This window comes from Corynebacterium ammoniagenes DSM 20306, assembly GCF_001941425.1.
Lineage (GTDB): Bacteria > Actinomycetota > Actinomycetes > Mycobacteriales > Mycobacteriaceae > Corynebacterium > Corynebacterium ammoniagenes.
In genome coordinates, this window is the sequence record NZ_CP009244.1 from 591,450 (window position 1) to 607,325 (window position 15,876).

15 protein-coding genes are annotated in these 15,876 nt (G+C 57.3%); 10 read left to right on the forward strand and 5 right to left on the reverse strand.

The window, feature by feature from the left end; genetic code table 11:
- Positions 1 to 19 precede the first annotated feature (19 nt).
- From CAMM_RS02920 to CAMM_RS02935, 4 genes are all read left to right on the forward strand, one after another.
- Positions 20 to 1,210, forward strand: coding sequence for an ATP-binding protein (locus CAMM_RS02920; protein WP_050759908.1), 1,191 nt, complete (start codon positions 20 to 22; stop codon positions 1,208 to 1,210).
- A 56-nt stretch (positions 1,211 to 1,266) separates the two neighbouring features.
- Positions 1,267 to 1,953 (forward strand): response regulator, encoded by a 687-nt coding sequence (locus CAMM_RS02925; RefSeq protein WP_003849736.1) that lies wholly within the window; start codon positions 1,267 to 1,269, stop codon positions 1,951 to 1,953.
- Positions 1,954 to 2,149: 196 nt separating this feature from the next.
- Positions 2,150 to 2,875 (forward strand): hypothetical protein, encoded by a 726-nt coding sequence (locus CAMM_RS02930; RefSeq protein WP_040356389.1) that lies wholly within the window; start codon positions 2,150 to 2,152, stop codon positions 2,873 to 2,875.
- Positions 2,872 to 4,488 (forward strand): DNA polymerase Y family protein, encoded by a 1,617-nt coding sequence (locus tag CAMM_RS02935; RefSeq protein WP_003849734.1) that lies wholly within the window; start codon positions 2,872 to 2,874, stop codon positions 4,486 to 4,488. The genes CAMM_RS02930 and CAMM_RS02935 overlap by 4 nt, the downstream gene beginning before the upstream one ends.
- Positions 4,489 to 4,497: 9 nt before the next feature.
- Here CAMM_RS02935 and CAMM_RS02940 read toward each other — a convergent pair whose 3' ends face one another.
- Positions 4,498 to 5,058, reverse strand: a complete 561-nt coding sequence (locus CAMM_RS02940) for an AMIN-like domain-containing (lipo)protein (RefSeq protein WP_003849733.1) — start codon at positions 5,056 to 5,058, stop codon at positions 4,498 to 4,500.
- Positions 5,059 to 5,149: 91 nt separating this feature from the next.
- On the opposite strand from CAMM_RS02940, the gene CAMM_RS02945 reads away from it, so the two are divergent.
- Positions 5,150 to 6,049 carry a sucrase ferredoxin gene (locus CAMM_RS02945; RefSeq protein ID WP_003849732.1) on the forward strand — a complete coding sequence of 300 codons (900 nt, stop codon included), beginning with the start codon at positions 5,150 to 5,152 and terminating at the stop codon, positions 6,047 to 6,049.
- A gap of 63 nt (positions 6,050 to 6,112) precedes the next feature.
- On the opposite strand, the gene CAMM_RS02950 is transcribed toward CAMM_RS02945, so the two are convergent.
- The 3 genes from CAMM_RS02950 to CAMM_RS02960 form a co-directional block, all read right to left on the reverse strand.
- The gene (locus tag CAMM_RS02950; protein WP_003849731.1) at positions 6,113 to 6,793 is read right to left on the reverse strand and encodes a methionine ABC transporter permease; all 681 of its coding nucleotides are present in this window, start codon (positions 6,791 to 6,793) and stop codon (positions 6,113 to 6,115) included.
- Entirely contained in the window at positions 6,790 to 7,818 is a 1,029-nt protein-coding gene (locus CAMM_RS02955; RefSeq protein ID WP_168939066.1) for a methionine ABC transporter ATP-binding protein, read from the reverse strand. Before CAMM_RS02955 ends, CAMM_RS02950 begins: the two co-directional genes overlap by 4 nt.
- Before the next feature lie 75 nt (positions 7,819 to 7,893).
- Positions 7,894 to 8,784, reverse strand: coding sequence for a MetQ/NlpA family ABC transporter substrate-binding protein (locus CAMM_RS02960; protein ID WP_003849729.1), 891 nt, complete (start codon positions 8,782 to 8,784; stop codon positions 7,894 to 7,896).
- Positions 8,785 to 9,081: 297 nt separating this feature from the next.
- Between CAMM_RS02960 and CAMM_RS02965 the strand changes: the two genes are divergently transcribed.
- The 3 genes from CAMM_RS02965 to CAMM_RS02975 all read left to right on the forward strand — a co-directional run bounded on the left by CAMM_RS02965 (position 9,082) and on the right by CAMM_RS02975 (position 14,205).
- Positions 9,082 to 12,240 carry an error-prone DNA polymerase gene (locus CAMM_RS02965; RefSeq protein ID WP_075761514.1) on the forward strand — a complete coding sequence of 1,053 codons (3,159 nt, stop codon included), beginning with the start codon at positions 9,082 to 9,084 and terminating at the stop codon, positions 12,238 to 12,240.
- Positions 12,241 to 12,281: 41 nt separating this feature from the next.
- On the forward strand, positions 12,282 to 12,731 hold the full coding sequence (locus tag CAMM_RS02970) for a PH domain-containing protein (protein WP_003849727.1): 450 nt from the start codon (positions 12,282 to 12,284) through the stop codon (positions 12,729 to 12,731).
- 127 nt (positions 12,732 to 12,858) lie between these two features.
- Positions 12,859 to 14,205, forward strand: a complete 1,347-nt coding sequence (locus tag CAMM_RS02975; protein ID WP_003849726.1) for a PH domain-containing protein — start codon at positions 12,859 to 12,861, stop codon at positions 14,203 to 14,205.
- Here CAMM_RS02975 and CAMM_RS02980 read toward each other — a convergent pair.
- Positions 14,202 to 14,669 (reverse strand): tRNA (cytidine(34)-2'-O)-methyltransferase, encoded by a 468-nt coding sequence (locus CAMM_RS02980; protein ID WP_003849725.1) that lies wholly within the window; start codon positions 14,667 to 14,669, stop codon positions 14,202 to 14,204. The genes CAMM_RS02975 and CAMM_RS02980 overlap by 4 nt on opposite strands.
- A gap of 24 nt (positions 14,670 to 14,693) precedes the next feature.
- Here CAMM_RS02980 and CAMM_RS02985 point away from each other — a divergent pair, with 24 nt between their 5' ends.
- Together CAMM_RS02985 and CAMM_RS02990 are read left to right on the forward strand one after the other, a co-directional pair.
- Positions 14,694 to 15,539, forward strand: a complete 846-nt coding sequence (locus CAMM_RS02985; protein WP_040356386.1) for a bifunctional methylenetetrahydrofolate dehydrogenase/methenyltetrahydrofolate cyclohydrolase — start codon at positions 14,694 to 14,696, stop codon at positions 15,537 to 15,539.
- A 17-nt stretch (positions 15,540 to 15,556) separates the two neighbouring features.
- Complete coding sequence (locus tag CAMM_RS02990; RefSeq protein ID WP_003849723.1) at positions 15,557 to 15,874, forward strand: DUF3017 domain-containing protein; 318 nt, start codon at positions 15,557 to 15,559, stop codon at positions 15,872 to 15,874.
- Positions 15,875 to 15,876 lie beyond the last annotated feature (2 nt).

Consider the following 15,876-nt stretch of genomic DNA (forward strand, 5'->3'; position numbering starts at 1 on the left):
TGCGTGCCACAATAAGGCCATGACCACTCCCGCGCCCTATACAACCGCTGAGCGGCCTGAACCATATCCACGCATGAAACGTGCCTCGGAAGGCAGCGTGGTAGCAGGCGTTGCTTCTGGTGTCTCCGCACACCTGAATGTGGACGTGTTACTCGTCCGCGTGGTGTTTGCCGCCGCTTCGGTGGCCTCCGGAGTGGGGTTATTTGTTTATGCCAGCTTATGGATGCTGGTTAAGACGGGCGATGTTACCCCGGTTACCGGGAATTTCAGCGAGCGCTTTGCCGCCAAGCTTCCGCGCGGTACTAATGGCTTGATTATTGCTTTCGCCATTGTCGCGCCGATTTTGGTTGCGACCATGGGCGTCGGCTTATCCATTTTTGCGCTGCTGCCGTTGATTATTGTGGCCGTTGGTGCCTTTCTTGCGTGGCGCGCATATGACCGTGGTTTAAGTGGTACAACCGGAATTATCAGCGCAGTCTCCGGTGCCGTGCTGGTGTTTGCTGGCATCTTGTTTATGGCGCTGAGCTGGCAAGGCAATGACTCCTTTGGCGCAGCCCTCGTGGCGGTGCTGCTGACCTTGGTGGGAATTGGCGCGCTCGTAGTGCCCTTGGGCGTTCGCATGTGGAACCAGCTAACTGAGCAGCAAGCGGCTAAAGCGGTCTCTGATGAACGCGCGGAGATTGCCTCGCGCCTGCACGATTCGGTGTTGCAGACCCTCGCGCTGATACAAAAGCGTGCCGATGACCCCCAGGAAGTCGCACGCCTTGCCCGCGGCCAAGAACGTGAATTACGTGGCTGGCTGTTTGATTCTGAAGAAAAGACCGCGCAGACGGTCTTCGCAGCCCTTGAAAGTGCCTGCGGTGAGGTCGAAGATCTCTTTGGCATCACCATTCGTCCGGTCACGGTGGGTGAAGACATCGCTTTGACCGAAGATACGAAGTTGACGGTTATGGCTGCGCGCGAGGCGATGGTCAACGCCGGTAAACATGCAGGTGTTGACTCCGTGGATGTGTACGCAGAACATCTGGCGGGCGAGCTGTCCATCTTTGTTCGCGACCGCGGCGACGGCTTTGACTCCGACGCCATTCCCGAAGACCGCCATGGAATTAGAGACTCCATCGTGGAGCGCATGAGCCGCATCGGCGGTAGCGCCAAGATTAAATCCGCGCCCGGCGACGGCACTGAAGTTACGGTGACTATTGAGGGGTAGAAAAATGCATCGACAAGCAAGGCGTTACCTGCGTGGCGCCGTGTAACCTTGTGAACATGGTGAACGTCTTTTTGGTTGATGACCATTCCGTATTTCGTGCTGGTGTGCGCGCCGAATTAGGCAATGCCGAAGACATTTCTATCGTGGGGGATGCGGGCACCGTTGCGGAAGCAACCAGTGGAATTACAAAAACCAACCCAGACGTGGTGCTGTTGGATGTGCACATGCCGGATGGCGGGGGACTGGCGGTGCTCAAACACATTACTAATGCGAACCCCGGCGATGATGGCCCGAAGTTCTTGGCGCTGTCTGTCTCCGATGCGGCGGAAGACGTTATTGCGCTGATTCGTGCTGGTGCGCGCGGATACGTCACGAAGAATATTGCGGGTGCGGAATTAGCGGAAGCCGTTGCCCGCGTGCATAGCGGCGATGCTTATTTCTCCCCGCGCTTGGCGGGATTTGTGCTGGATGCTTTTGCCTCCGGTGAACCTGCACCGGATCCAGCGGGTGGACCGGACTCTGAACCGGAACCGATTTCAGACCCAGTGGTGGATGCGCTCACGCGTCGTGAATTGGAAGTGCTGCGGCTTTTGGCGCGTGGCTATACCTACCGTGAAATCGGCCAAGAGCTGTTTATTTCAATCAAGACGGTGGAAACGCACGCATCGAACATCTTGCGTAAGACGCAGCAGTCGAACCGTTATCAGCTCACGCGCTGGGCGGCGGATAGGGACTTGGATTAGCCTTTTAATAATTGTTAGATTTGGCATATAAAAAGTCCTGTGATCTGCCGTTATGGCAAATATGCTGAAAGTGTATGACCCAGTTTTCTTGCTGTTTTAGGGCTTTCCCCATTCCATCGAAAAGTGTTCGATAAGCCTACCAGCGTTTTCGAACATACAGTTGCAATCTGTCCGGCACGGATTGCATACTGTAACCGTGAATCAAACAAGTGTTCGTCACGGTGGGGTGGATGGATCTGCCGCCGTTGACCTAGAAGGCCTAAGCCGGAGTGGGCGCGTTGCGGCGCTGCGCTCCCGCATGGCGGCGCTTGGTTCGGAACAAACTCCGGAAGTAGCAACAACCCCAGGTGAAGACGCTGTGGAGGTGCCCTCTGAACTGTCCTCTGTGCTGCCCGGCGGCGGTCTCCCGCGCCGGCAAGTGATGTCTTTGTCTAATTCTCCCGCCTTGGCGGTGGAGATTATCTCGCATATTACCGCCGCCGGTGGCCATGTTGCAGTGGTGGGCTGGTCGGAATTACTGCTCGCACAGGTTAGCGAAAAAGGAGATCTCTCGCGCGTTGTTACCATCCCGGACCCAGGGGCGGATCCGTGGAGTATTACCGGCGTCTTGGTCGAAGGCATGGACGTGGTCTTTCACCATGGGCCACCGGTGGAACTGAGCCCCGCTCGCGCGCGGCCGATTCTGGCGCGGGTGCGCGCCGGGCAAGCAGCGCTGGTCACAGTAGATGCCCGCTTGCCGGGCACCGCGCTGAAAATGGATGCCCACGTGGTCCACTATCACGGCATCGGCCGCGGCACAGGGCGAATCCGCGGCGTTGATATCGCGGTGCGCACCGAAGCAAAAGGCTTGCGGCCGATGTCCACGACCATCACGTGCGGGCAGCGTGGGAAGAAGTCGCGTCCGAAGTTGCGGGCAGTATGAGTGGAAACGGTACTCGTATTGCCGCGCTGTGGTTTCCGGATTGGCCGATTCAAGCCGCGCACATTGAAAACCCGGAGCTGAAAGGTCCCATTATTTTAGCGCGGCACCACCGCGTAGAGGTGTGTAATCACAGCGCCCGGGCGGCGGGTGTCAAACGCGGCATGCGGCTGCGGCAAGCACAAGCTATTTGCAGCGAGGCCACAGTGGTAGAAGCTAATGAAGACCGTGATGGGGCATTGTTTGCGGCTATCGCGAGCTCTTTGGATGATGTTGTCTCCTCGGTGGAGGTGCTGCGCTCCGGCCTGGTCATCGTGGACGCTGGAGCAGCCCTGCGCTTTCACGGTGAAGGTGCGATGGAAATGCTCATTGACGCTGTCGCGCGCCGCGGCGTGGACTCCACCGTTGGGGTGGCGGATGAGATTGCCACGGCGATTATTGCAGCGCGTGACCAGGAAGCGGGTCACGTGGTCGCGCGCGGGGCGTCGCAAGATTTCTTAGCGATGCAACCTGTGTCTGTTCTTTCGGCGGAAACAGCATTGGGTATTCCGCACGAGTTGGTGCAGCAATTTCAGCAACTGGGGCTGCGGCGGTTGGGGGATCTGGCGAAGTTGCCGTTGAGACAGGTAGTCAACCGCTTTGGACCCGATGGGGCGCGCGTGCACGATATCGCTACTGCGCGGGCTGATAGAAAAGTAGCGCCAGAAGAAGCACGCAGCGATCTATCGGTGGCAGTTTTACCCACCGAACCGATTTCGCGCGTGGACTCCGCGGCCTTTGCCGCGCGTCAGTTGGCGGCGAAATTACATGACAAGCTCGCCGCGGCAGGCGTGGTGTGCTTGCGGTTGAAAATTCGTGCGGAGTTTAACCGCGGCCAAGCACTCGAGCGAGTGTGGCGCACACACGAGGCCTTGAGCGAAGACGCCACCGCAGACCGCGTGCGCTGGCAGCTGGACGGTTGGCTGACCACAGCGCGAGCCACAGACGCTGGAGGTGATGACTGGGAAGCAGAAAACGCAGGCATCATCGAGCTATCCCTGGAGCCTTTGGAGGTCAGCCAGCCGGATTTCATCGGCCAGCTCTGGGGCAGCGGCAGCTCCGATGAGCACGTGAAAAGAGCCATCTCCCGGGTGCAGTCCACACTCGGTACCGATAAGGTTCTACAGCCGTGGGCAGCGGGCGGCCGTGGCGTGTCAGAGCGCGTGGATTTTGTGCCTTATGGCGATGATATTCCGAAAGAGCCCGAAGGAGACTGGCCCGGGCGCATTCCGGCGCCGCTACCGGCACGTCGAGGGGCAGGACCGCAGCACCCAGCGGCACGCATTCGGCTTATCGATGCCGCGGCGAAAGACGTCCACGTCACCGCCGAGGCAGTGCTGTCATCGGTTCCTTATGCGGTGGGCTGGGGCAGAAACCACTACCGCGTCGTCGGTTGGGCTGGGCCTTGGCCAGTTGATACCTTGTGGTGGCAACCATCCCATAGTGAAGAACCGGAGAAACCGCGGCGCGTTGCGCGGCTGCAGTTGGTGGCTAAGGCCGACGATGAGCCTTATGAAAAAGCGTGGCTTTTGCAGTGGGTAGCAGGGCAGTGGCGCGTAGAAGCTACCTATAGCTAAAAACGGCAGTTAGCGGACGATGTCGATGACCACGCGCTTGGGGTTTTCTAGCACCTGCACCGAATAGGGGCGGGTTTCATCCAGGCCAATGAAAAATTGGGAGCGGCCTTCATAGGTACCAGCGCTGAGTACCTCTGTGACAAAGCCGCCTTGGCCGGGAACGGTTTTAATCTCGGGGTCGTCCATGTTGAGCTCGTGCGGATAGACCGTGCCATCAATATTGACGTTTAAGGCAACACGTCCGTTGTATTGAATCAAAGCGCCAGAGCCTTGCTGCATGGGTTTATCCGTGTAATCCACAAACCAGCCCGGATCGCCGTTTCCTTCCAAGTCAAAGACCACGCGCTCAAACCGGTCATGCACACCCAAACGCACATTGGTCACCAGCAGCTGCGCCGGCTTGTTAGGACGGGAGGTTTTCATGGCGGAGTTGGTTTCTCCCAGCGGAGAGATATCTGATTTGCTGGAGGCCGCCATGGTGACTTGGTTCGGATTTTGCGCACCGCAAGCACTAAGAGCCAGGGCTGTTGTGATTAGCAACGCCGGCACAGCGCAGCGGGATTTATTCATGTGAAATACGATAATAGGAATTGCAAAGGATTGCGAACTTTACGGTGGAGATTTTTCTCAAGCATTTTGCGGATCTAGGTAGAGTAAAGCCATGACGGTCTGTTCTGATATTCAAGTGGAGCCGCTGCCCGGCAGCGCCAAGCGCGGCAGCGTATTTGTTTTATTCGAATGGCCTGCAGGTTGGTCGCGGGATATCTTAGACGGAGATACTTTTTCACAGGATTTAACCTCGCGCATTAAGGCCACTCTCAAGCAGGCGGGCAAGGGCACCGAGCTGCAATTAATTCGCCGCCCCGGCCGCGAAGGCCGCGATGTCGGCCAGTTGCACCGGTGTTATTTGGTCTGGGCGGAGCAGGAAACAATGGAGCTTGTCTTATTGCGCGGCCCAGAAGATATCCCTGCGCTGGATTTATCTGGTCCAGGCAAAAACGGCGGGGAAGTGATCACGCAACCGTTGCTGTTGGTGTGTACCCACGGCAAGCGCGATGTCTGCTGCGCGCTGAAAGGCCGGCCCTTGGCGGCGGAGTTAAATGATCACTTTGGCAATTCTTTGGTGTGGGAATCCTCGCACATGAAAGGCCACCGCTTTGCGGCGGTGAGTTTGCTGATGCCCTGGGCCTATTCCTTTGGCCGGTTAAACGCCGAGGCCGGCAAGCAGTTGGTCAATGCAGCATTGACGGGGCAGTATTTCTTCCCGGGCAATCGCGGCAATGGCAAGCTGGCACCAGGGGAACAGGTCGCAGAGCTTGCGGTCGCGCAGCAGCTTATCGATGCCGGCGAGGACCTCCACTACGGCGCCCTATCAGTCGTAGATGCCGATCCGAAGGGCCAAGAACATCGCCCCGTGGCAGTTACCCATGAAGATGGCCGTACTTGGCACGTTGAGTTAAAGAAAAAGGAAGTCTCCGGTGTTATCTCCTCGTGTGGGGATAAACCAAAGACTTCCTCCGTCTGGGTAGCTTCGGAGATCAAGTCTCCTCAGCTACGGTGAAGTGGGACAGCTACGGTGAAGCAATGCAACGCCGTCTTGCCCGTCGATAACGCGCTTAACGCGTTATCGACGCATGATCTTGGCGGAGAGCCAGTTGCCGAAGAACTGCGCTGCCTGGACCAAGACGATGATAATCAGGGTTGCTACCAAAGTAACTTCCCATTCGAAGGCGCGGTAGCCGTAGACAATCGCGAAGTCACCCAGACCACCGCCGCCGACGTAGCCGGCCATCGCGGACATATCGACTACGCCGATAAACAAGAAGGTGTAGCCCAGCACCAGTGGTCCCAGGGCTTCGGGGATGATGACGGTGGTGATGATCTTCCATGGCCCTGCGCCCATCGCGCGGGCGGCTTCAATCACGCCGGGGTCAATGGCGACGAGGTTTTGCTCGACAATACGGGCAACCGCAAAGGTAGCGGCGATAGCCATGACGAACGTCGCCGGGTTGCGGCCAATGGAGGTGCCCATGACGGAAACGGTGATGGGCTGGACAAAGGCCAGCAAAATAATGAACGGAATGGGGCGAATGAAGTTCACCAGCACGTTCAAGATGGTATACACCACGCGGTTTTTCAAAATGCCTGACGGGCGCGTGGTATAGAGCAAGATGCCAATAAACAGCCCCAAGATGCCAGCCACCAGCATGGTGACGATGACCATGATGAGCGTGTCTTGGACCGCGGTAACCAGTGTGCTGCCGAGGCGATCCCAGTCTGCTTGTGCCACAAAGTTAGTGTTCATCGGGTGATCTCCTGGATATCGGTGGTGGCGTTCAGGGTGTCATAGAAATGCTGAATGGCAGCATCGGGGCCGTTGAGACGAACGGTCATCTTGCCAAAGGACTGCTTTTGCAATGTGGTCACGCCACCGTGGACGATGGAGATGCTCACGCCGGCTGCGCGGGCATCGGCAGCCGCGCCGAAAAAGCCGGAGTCTTCTGCCAATTCGACGGTAAACAGGCGGCCATCGTAAGCCAGCAGGTCATCGGCCTCGACTTGGTCGGGAGTATTGCGCAGCGCGGTGGCCACAAAGCTTTGCGCCACGGCGGTCTGCGGGTTCGAGAAGACCTCGTAGATAGAACCTTGCTCTACCACGACACCGTTTTCCATCACCGCAACTTTATCGGCGATGGTGCGAACCACTTCCATCTCGTGGGTAATGACCACAATCGTGATGCCGAATTCTTTATTCACCTCACGCAGCAGGTCGAGGACTTCCCTGGTGGTGGAGGGGTCGAGGGCGGAGGTGGCTTCATCGGCAAGCAAAAGCGTCGGGTTGGTTGCCAACGCACGCGCGATACCCACGCGCTGTTTTTGTCCACCCGAAAGCTGTTCGGGGTAGTTATTGCCGCGGTCGGCCAGACCGACGAATTCCAACAACTCCGCCACGCGCTTTTTACGCTCGGCTTTGCCCATGCCCTGGAGCTTGAGCGGGTATTCAATATTGCCCGCTGCGGTCCGGGAGGTAAAAAGATTGAACTGTTGGAAAATCATGCCGATATTTTTGCGAATCCCGCGCAGTTTCGACTCGGGCATCTTCGCAATATCGGTGCCGTCGAGCAGCACGCTGCCCGAGGTTGGCTGATCTAGTCCATTGATCATGCGCACCAGCGTGGACTTACCGGCGCCGGAGTAGCCGATAATGCCCATGATCTCACCGGGTTCGACGGTGAGGGAGACGTTGTTTAGTGCTTTAATCTCAGCTTTTTTCTGTTTGAAAATTTTTGTGAGATTGCGGAATTCTACCCGCGTTCCAACAGTGCTCATGGCCTTACTCATTTCAGTTGGAAACCCCGTCTAGCGTGATTCGCCGACGGGGTAACGATATGTACTTGGAAAATCTTAGCTGTTGCGCTCAGCTTCTTCGAGACGGTCCAAGATTTCTTGCAACTCTTCTGGCGTGCGCTCGACCTGAACGGACGTGCCCTTGGCATCTTCATCGACAGCAGCCTGTACCTCTGGGGTGTGCCACAACTCTGCCAACTGCTTGATGGTCTCATTGTCTGCGTCTTCAGAACGCACCACGAAAGCATTGATGTAGGGCTCAGCCTCAGGAGAGTTTGGGTCATCCTGGAAGACAGCCAAGTTTGGATCAATGCCCGCGCGGTCGAGGAAGGAGTTGTTGATAATTGCTGGGGTGCCCTCGCCGTATGCGGATGGGGTCTGCGCAGCATCAACTGGGGTGACCTCAACCTTGGACGCTTCAGTGTCAATATCAGCTGGGGTTGGGGTAATCAGCCCCTCTTCCTTCAAGGTAACCAAGTCAGCCTGGACCAAGACGTTGATGGCGCGGCCCTGGTTGGAAGGGTCGTTCGGGATGGCGATATTTTCGCCCTCAATGCCATCGAGGGAGTCGTGATCCTTCCAGAACAGTGCCAAAGGAATAATCTCTGTGGCCACGATTGGGGTGAGATCAGTGTCATTGCCCACGTTGTACTCGGCCAAGAACTTCAAGTGCTGGAAGTTATTGGTATCGAGCTGGCCCTGCTCCAGTGCTTGGTTCGGGGTGGAGTAGTCAGCGAAGTTCTCGATTTGGATATCCAGACCTGCTGCATCGGCCTGCTCTTCGAGCGCGGCCCACGCCTTCTTCGCGGCATCGGTGGTGCCCACGCGGATAGGGCCATCTTGTCCGGCGCCCTCGGCGTCGCCGGAAGAGTCAGAGGAGCATGCAACCAGGCCAGTGGCAGCGATAACGGCTGCCGAGGTTGCGGCTAGTACGCGACGAATCTGCATGTTTAAGACGTCTTTCTGTTAAAAAATGTGCGGGAAACAGGAATTTTTAGTTTATTGCTGGATTGAAAGTAACAACTGCCGAACCGCTTTGTCTATTCGGCCTTTTATTCAGTAGTCGATAAAAAGATGTTTGCCCTGCCCATAACCTGCTTATTTAAGAAATTTACACCTGTTGAATATTAATAGACCGCACTGTTTCTCGCGGCTTTTTGCTAATGGGTGCAGTGTATCTGCTGGAAGTGCTCGCACTTTCCAACGATTAGAACAGGAGTTCGCATTGGGTGTAGCATTTTATTTATGAGGTTCAACGGCGGAAGTCAATTGTCGTGGTCTCGGATTGAGAGGATTTTATCCGGTCGGCCGGGGCCGACGCCAGTGCCTGTCTATGATGCGCCGGAAAAGGTTTCCGAGGGTGTGCATCGACAAGCAAAGCGTCGTGCGCAAGTTCCTTTTGCGGAGCTGCATGCTACTTCTTGCTACTCTTTTCTCACCGGCGCATCGGAGCCGGAAGAAATCGTGGAAAGAGCCGTTGAGCTGGGTTTGGAAGCTGTTGCGATTGTAGACCGCGATGGTTTTTATGGCCTGATGAAATTTGCCGAAGCCGCAGCATTGCAGAACCTTCCAACGGTCTATGGCGTGGAGTTATCTTTAGGCGAAAAGCCGACGGGGCTGTTGGCTTTAGCGCGCGGTCCGGAAGGATACCGGCGCCTTTCGCGCCTGGTGGCGCAAGCGCGCATGGTGACGAAAGAAAAAGATGAAGTGCGCTATCCATCGCGTGCGGCAATAGCCGAACAATTAGGCGATGAGTGCGTTATTGTTGCCGGATATGAGTGGGCAGAGGAGATAGATGCGCTCGTAGCGGAGTTCGGTGCGCAAAATGTGGTGCTGGAATACGCAGCAACGTTATCTCCGGAAGATACGGACCATCATGAAATTTTAGATGAGATTCGTGCCCGCCACGGCCTGCGTGCGATTGCCACGGCGCTGCCAGCCGCAGCTAATCGCACCGATGCGCGCCTGGCCGCAGCTAAGCGTGCGCTGGCGCGGCGGGAATCGCTGGAAAAATCTGAACCTGCGCAACACCCCATGGGCGCGCAGTGGCTGCGCTCTGGCCAACAAATGCTCACTCTGATGCCCGACCGCGGTGAAGAAATCGCGTATACCGTCGAACTCGCCCACGAGTTGGCTTTTACCTGGGATGCCTTGGCACCAAACCTGCCGCATTGTGACGTGCCTGAAGGCTTTGATGAGATGAGCTGGTTGCGGGAATTAGTACGCCAGCGCGCCCCGGAGCGCTACCGCGCACACCCGCGGTCGTGGGAGAAGGCGCAGCAGCAGATTGAACATGAGCTCGCGGTGATTGAAAAGCTGGGGTTTCCAGGCTATTTCCTCATCGTTACCGATATCGTGGATTTTTGCGCGCGCAGCAATATCTTGTGCCAAGGGCGTGGTTCGGCAGCAAACTCCGTGGTGTGTTTTGTCTTAGGCATTACTAATGCAGAGCCCATCTCCGCGCAGTTACTCTTTGAGCGTTTCTTATCCCCAGACCGGGATGGCCCGCCGGATATTGACGTAGATATTGAATCGGGCCGGCGCGAAGAAGTCATTCAGTATGTCTATAGCTTCTATGGCCGCGACCGCGCAGCGCAGGTAGCTAACGTGATTACCTATCGCCGCAAGGGTGCGCTGCGCGATGCCGCACGTGCCTTGGGCTATCCCCAAGGTGCCGGGGATGCGTGGTCGAAAGGGATTGCCGAACCCCCAGAGGATGTCTCTGAGCTGGCAGAGAAATTTCGCGGGCAACCGCGGCATCTAGGCATTCACTCCGGCGGCATGGTTTTATGTGATCGCCCGATTGCGGATGTGGTGCCCATGGAGTGGGCACGCATGGAAGACCGCTCGGTGCTGCAGTGGGATAAAGATGATTGTGCCGCCGCTGGTTTGGTGAAGTTCGACCTTTTGGGCCTAGGCATGCTGGAAGCTATTCACCACATGGTGGATTTGGTCAAAGAAACCCGCGGCAAGACCATTAACCTGTGGGAATTAGATCTCGCGGACCCGGGAGTCTATGCCATGTTATCGCGCGCTGATGCCGTCGGCGTGTTCCAAGTCGAATCCCGCGCGCAGCTAGCCACGCTGCCTCGGCTCAAGCCGCGCCGCTTTTTCGACCTAGTGGTTGAAGTTGCCTTGATTCGCCCCGGACCTATCCAGGGCGGATCGGTGCACCCGTATTTGCGGCGGCGCAATGGGGAAGAAGAAATCACCTACGATCACCCGGTGTTGGAGAAGTCTTTGGGCAAGACTCTGGGGATTCCGCTGTTTCAGGAACAACTGATGCAAATTGCTGTCGATGCTGCGGGGTTTTCCGGGGCCGAAGCCGATGAGCTGCGCCGCGCGATGGGTTCGAAGCGCTCCCCGCAGCGCATGGAGGCACTACGCCAGCGCTTTTTTAACGGCTTGTGGGAGACCAACCAGATTGACGGGGAGGTCGCATTGACCTTGTGGAATAAGATTGTGGCTTTTGCCGCCTATGGCTTTCCGGAATCTCACGCGCAGTCTTTTGCGTCCCTGGTGTATTTCTCGGCGTGGTTTAAATGTTTCTACCCAGCGGAATTTTGCGTGGGCTTATTGCGCGCGCAGCCGATGGGCTTTTACTCCCCGCAGTCTTTAATCCAGGATGCCCGCCGGCACGGGGTGCGCATTTTGCCTGTCGATGTCAACGCCTCCGGCACCGAAGCCCGCATCGAAAAGCACTCTGGCAAAAACGGCGACGATGATTTCGCCATTAGAATCGGGCTGAACTTGGTGCAGGGACTGAGCAAAGTCACCGACCGGATTGAAGAAGATGCACCCTATAAGGATATGGCGGACTTGGCGCGCCGGGCAGATCTCACCACGGCGCACTTAGAAGCGCTGGCGAAGGCAGGGGCGTTGGATGGTTTTGGGCTGAGTCGTCGTCAAGCGTTGTGGAATGCGCGCGTGGCAGCGACGGAACGCGAAGGCATGCTGCCGGGGCTGACCATTACCGAAGCGCCAGCCTTGCCGGGCATGAGCTTGATGGAATTAGTCGCCACCGATATTTCTGCCACGGGGGTCACGCATAATCTGCAGCCGATGCAGCTGATTCGTCCCCCAGGTGTGCTGACCGCCGCGGAGTTAAAAACCGCGGAGGACGGATCACGTATCCGGGTGGCGGGCATCGTCACGCATCGACAGCGTCCCCAAACTGCCTCTGGCGTGACCTTTTTCGGCCTGGAAGATGAAACCGGACTGATCAACGTCATGGTCACCCCAGGGTTGTGGAAACGCAATAAGGTCGTCGCGCGCACGGCGAAGGCATTGATCATTCGCGGGATTGTCTCCAATGCCAATGGGGCAGCGACGGTGACGGCCGATAAATTAGAGGCACTGGATGTGGGCACTTTCATGTCACGGGGAAGCAGGGATTTCCAGTAGTGTAGGTTGCCATGAGTTCACGCGATGTTGTCCCCAAAGGAATGAACCCGGTCTCCCCGGACCTGACCAAAGCACGCTACATAGTCAGTCTTTCCTGGATGGTGGTTTTGGCTCTCGCAGCTGGCGTCGCGGGCTACTTTCTGCACTGGTCGCTGTATATTGCCGCCGGCGTCTGTGTCGCGGTGATTCTCTGGTTACTATGGCTTATCCCATCGCAGGTCAAACTCATGGGCTGGCAAGAAACCAATGATGAACTGCTGATTACCAAAGGTCGTTTGTGGCACCGGTTTACTGTGGTGCCTTATGGCCGTATCCAATTCGTGGATGTCTCATCCGGCCCGGTAACCCGCATGCTGGGGTTAAAAACCGTGAAACTGCACACGGCCTCTGCCGGCACGGATGCCACCATCAAAGGCTTAGAGGCTGATACCGCGGATGCCTTGCGCGCCCGCTTGGCCGATAAGGCACGGGAGAGGATGAGCGGGCTGTGAGCGACGAGAACCCGAAGACCACCCCGGCAGCTCAACCACCGGAAGGTGACGGCTTTCGCCGCGTGCACCGGCTGACCCCGCTGCTGCATTTTTGGTCGCTAATTTTGGCCATCCTGGCTGTTTTCTCGTGCAGGTCAATGTGGAATTGCTCGGCGATATCTACACCTTCTTTACCGATGGCCACCTGGGCCAGGCCCTGCGCGGTACGGCGATTGCGCTTGGCGGGTTCGTCGTGGTCTGCCTGGTTATTTGGCTAGCCTCTGGTATCTGGTGGCGGCGTTTGGGCTTTAAGCTTGACGATGAAGAAATCTCCCTGCGCCGCGGCGTACTATCCAAGTCTTTGCGTTCTGCGCGCTATGACCGCACCCAAGCGGTTGACGTGGTGGAAGATTTAATCGCGCGTATTTTTGGCCTCGCCTCCGTGCGCGTGGAAACCGCCGGCGGTACGTCTTCGGTCATTGAAATCGCGTACCTGAAAAAGGCTGAGGCAGAAAAGCTGCGGTTGGAAGTCCTCGCGCACGTCCACGGCGTGGTCGATGAACCAGGTGAACCCGAGGAAGCACTTGATGCAGAGCCTCATCGCATCGCTGCCGAGCACCCAGATATCATTCCGGAGATTCCCATTCGCCGCTCCCTGGCTGCGGCTGGGTTGCGGGTCATGACGATTTTGACGATTGCATTGGTTATCGTCATCATCGTCACGCCAGTGCCACTGAGTACCGTAATTCCTATTTTGGTCGGTCTCGTTCCCGGCGTGTGGGGCATCTTGGATTCCTCATGGCGGTTTAATGCGCAAGTCAATGAGGAAGAAAACACGCTCAACATTGCCTATGGCCTGGCCGATCGCCGCCGGCAGTCCATCCGCATCGAGCGCATCCACGGCGTGCGCGTGACCCAACCATTTCTGTGGCGCATGCTCGGTTGGTATGAAGTCAGCGTCTCCGTTGCCGGCTATGGCAGCGCCAGCGGTGGCTCCCAGTCAGGCTCCACGCGCATCTTGCCGGTGGGAAGCAGGGAATTGGCATTGACGCTTTTTGAGCGCGTGAGTGATTTAAGCGCTGAGCACATTGCCACCTACGCCCAACCGGAAGGTTATGAACAGGCCGAATTTACCTCGCCGGAGCGTGCGGTGTGGTCATCGCCGTTAGACCACAAACAGCAGGCAGTTACTTTGCTTGACGATGACACCATTGCCGTTACCCACGCCGGCCGCATCAACCGGCGCGTGACTGCGGTAAGCACGGCGCATATTCAGGAACTGACATTTAAAGCAGGACCCTTGCGCCAGATCTTGGGGCTGGGGACCGTCACCTTTGAAATGGTTGCGGGACCGGCAAAGCTTGCCGGCGAGGACCTGGAATATGCGCAGTGCGCTGAACTTATCAACCGGCTGCGAGCACGTGAGCTGCCCGCGATGAGCGCCAGCACTCAGCCCACCATCACCGAAGCCGAAACGGACGCTGAGAAGGATTAAACACCACCGGGGAAGCCGAGCTGGCGCCAAGCTTCATACACGGCGGTGGAAGCGGCATTGGATAGGTTCATCGAGCGGCGCGCAGGAACCATGGGGATGCGCACTTCTTGGGTGATGCGCGGATGCGCGAGGTGCTCCGCCGGCAGGCCGGTGGGTTCGGTGCCGAATAACAACACGTCACCATCGGTGTATTCCACATCGGTAAACCAGTCGGTGGCGTTGGTGGTAAACGCAAAGACGCGCGCGCCGGGCAGAGCGTCCATACAGGCGTCGAAGTCGGGGTGAATCTTTAAATCCGCCAGGTCATGGTAGTCCAGGCCGGCGCGTTTGAGGTGTTTATCATCGAAGTTAAAACCCAGCGGTTCCACCAGATGAAGCTTGGCACCAGTAACGGCGGCAGTGCGAATGGCATTGCCAGTATTGGTGGGAATGACAGGATTATCGAACACGATGTGTAACGGCATAGGGATAAGTTTAAGATGGGGTGCATGACTGCAACCACTTTGGATGGAAAACTGTACCGCGCCGAGCTCTTTGAAGACCTCAAAAAGCGGGTTGCCGCGCTGGATGAACAGCCAGGGCTCGCGACTGTTTTGGTAGGAGAAGATCCGGGATCTCACTCGTATGTGAAGATGAAACACCGCGATTGTGAAGAGTTGGGAATTGCCTCCATCCGCAAGGATCTGCCAGAAGATACCACGCAGGAAGAACTGGAAGCAGTCATCGCGGAGCTCAACGCCGATGACAAAGTCACCGGATACATCGTCCAGCTGCCGCTGCCGAAGCACCTCAATGAAAACCGCATCTTGGAACTGATTGACCCGGATAAAGATGCTGATGGCCTGCACCCGGTCAACCTGGGCAAGCTCGTGCTCAACGAAGAGGCACCGCTGCCTTGTACCCCGAATGGCTGCATTTCTTTGCTGCGCCGCTACAACGTCAATATCGATGGCGCCAAGGTGGTTGTCATCGGCCGCGGAGTAACCGTGGGCCGTCCCATTGGCTTGATGTTGACTCGTCGTAGCGAAAATGCCACCGTGACCTTGTGCCACACCGGAACGAAAGATCTTCAGGCAGAAACCCTGGCCGCAGATATCATCATCGCGGCCGCTGGCAAGCCGCACATGCTTACCGCGGATATGGTCAAAGAAGGCGCTGCCATCTTGGACGTGGGAGTATCGCGCGTAGACGGCAAGCTTGCCGGCGACGTGCACCCTGATGTGTGGGACAAGGCCGGATTTATTTCTCCGAACCCAGGCGGCGTTGGCCCGCTGACTCGTACCTTCTTGGTCTCCAACATCGTGGAGCGGGCAGAAAAGCTCGCGGCGAAGTAGGAAACACCATCGCCACCATGCTCTCTGTGTCGAATCCCCATGACGTCCACTTGCAGCCCTCGCCGCTTCCTGGCTGGCTGCAGTGGGTGTTCATCGCGCTTTTTGGCGTCGGGGTGGCAGCTTCCGGGGTGATGAGTCTAATGGAGCACTGGCGCCGCGCCACCTTCATCCTGGGCGCGGCCATGATCTGGCTAGCAGTCGTGCGCAGAACCTGTGATTCACACCGGGTCGGAGTCTTGGCCGTGCGCTCACGCCGATTTGATATGAGCTTTTCGGTCGCCATCGGCGCAGCCCTAGTGTGGCTCTCGGCCTCGGTTGATGCACTAGGAAGTTAATC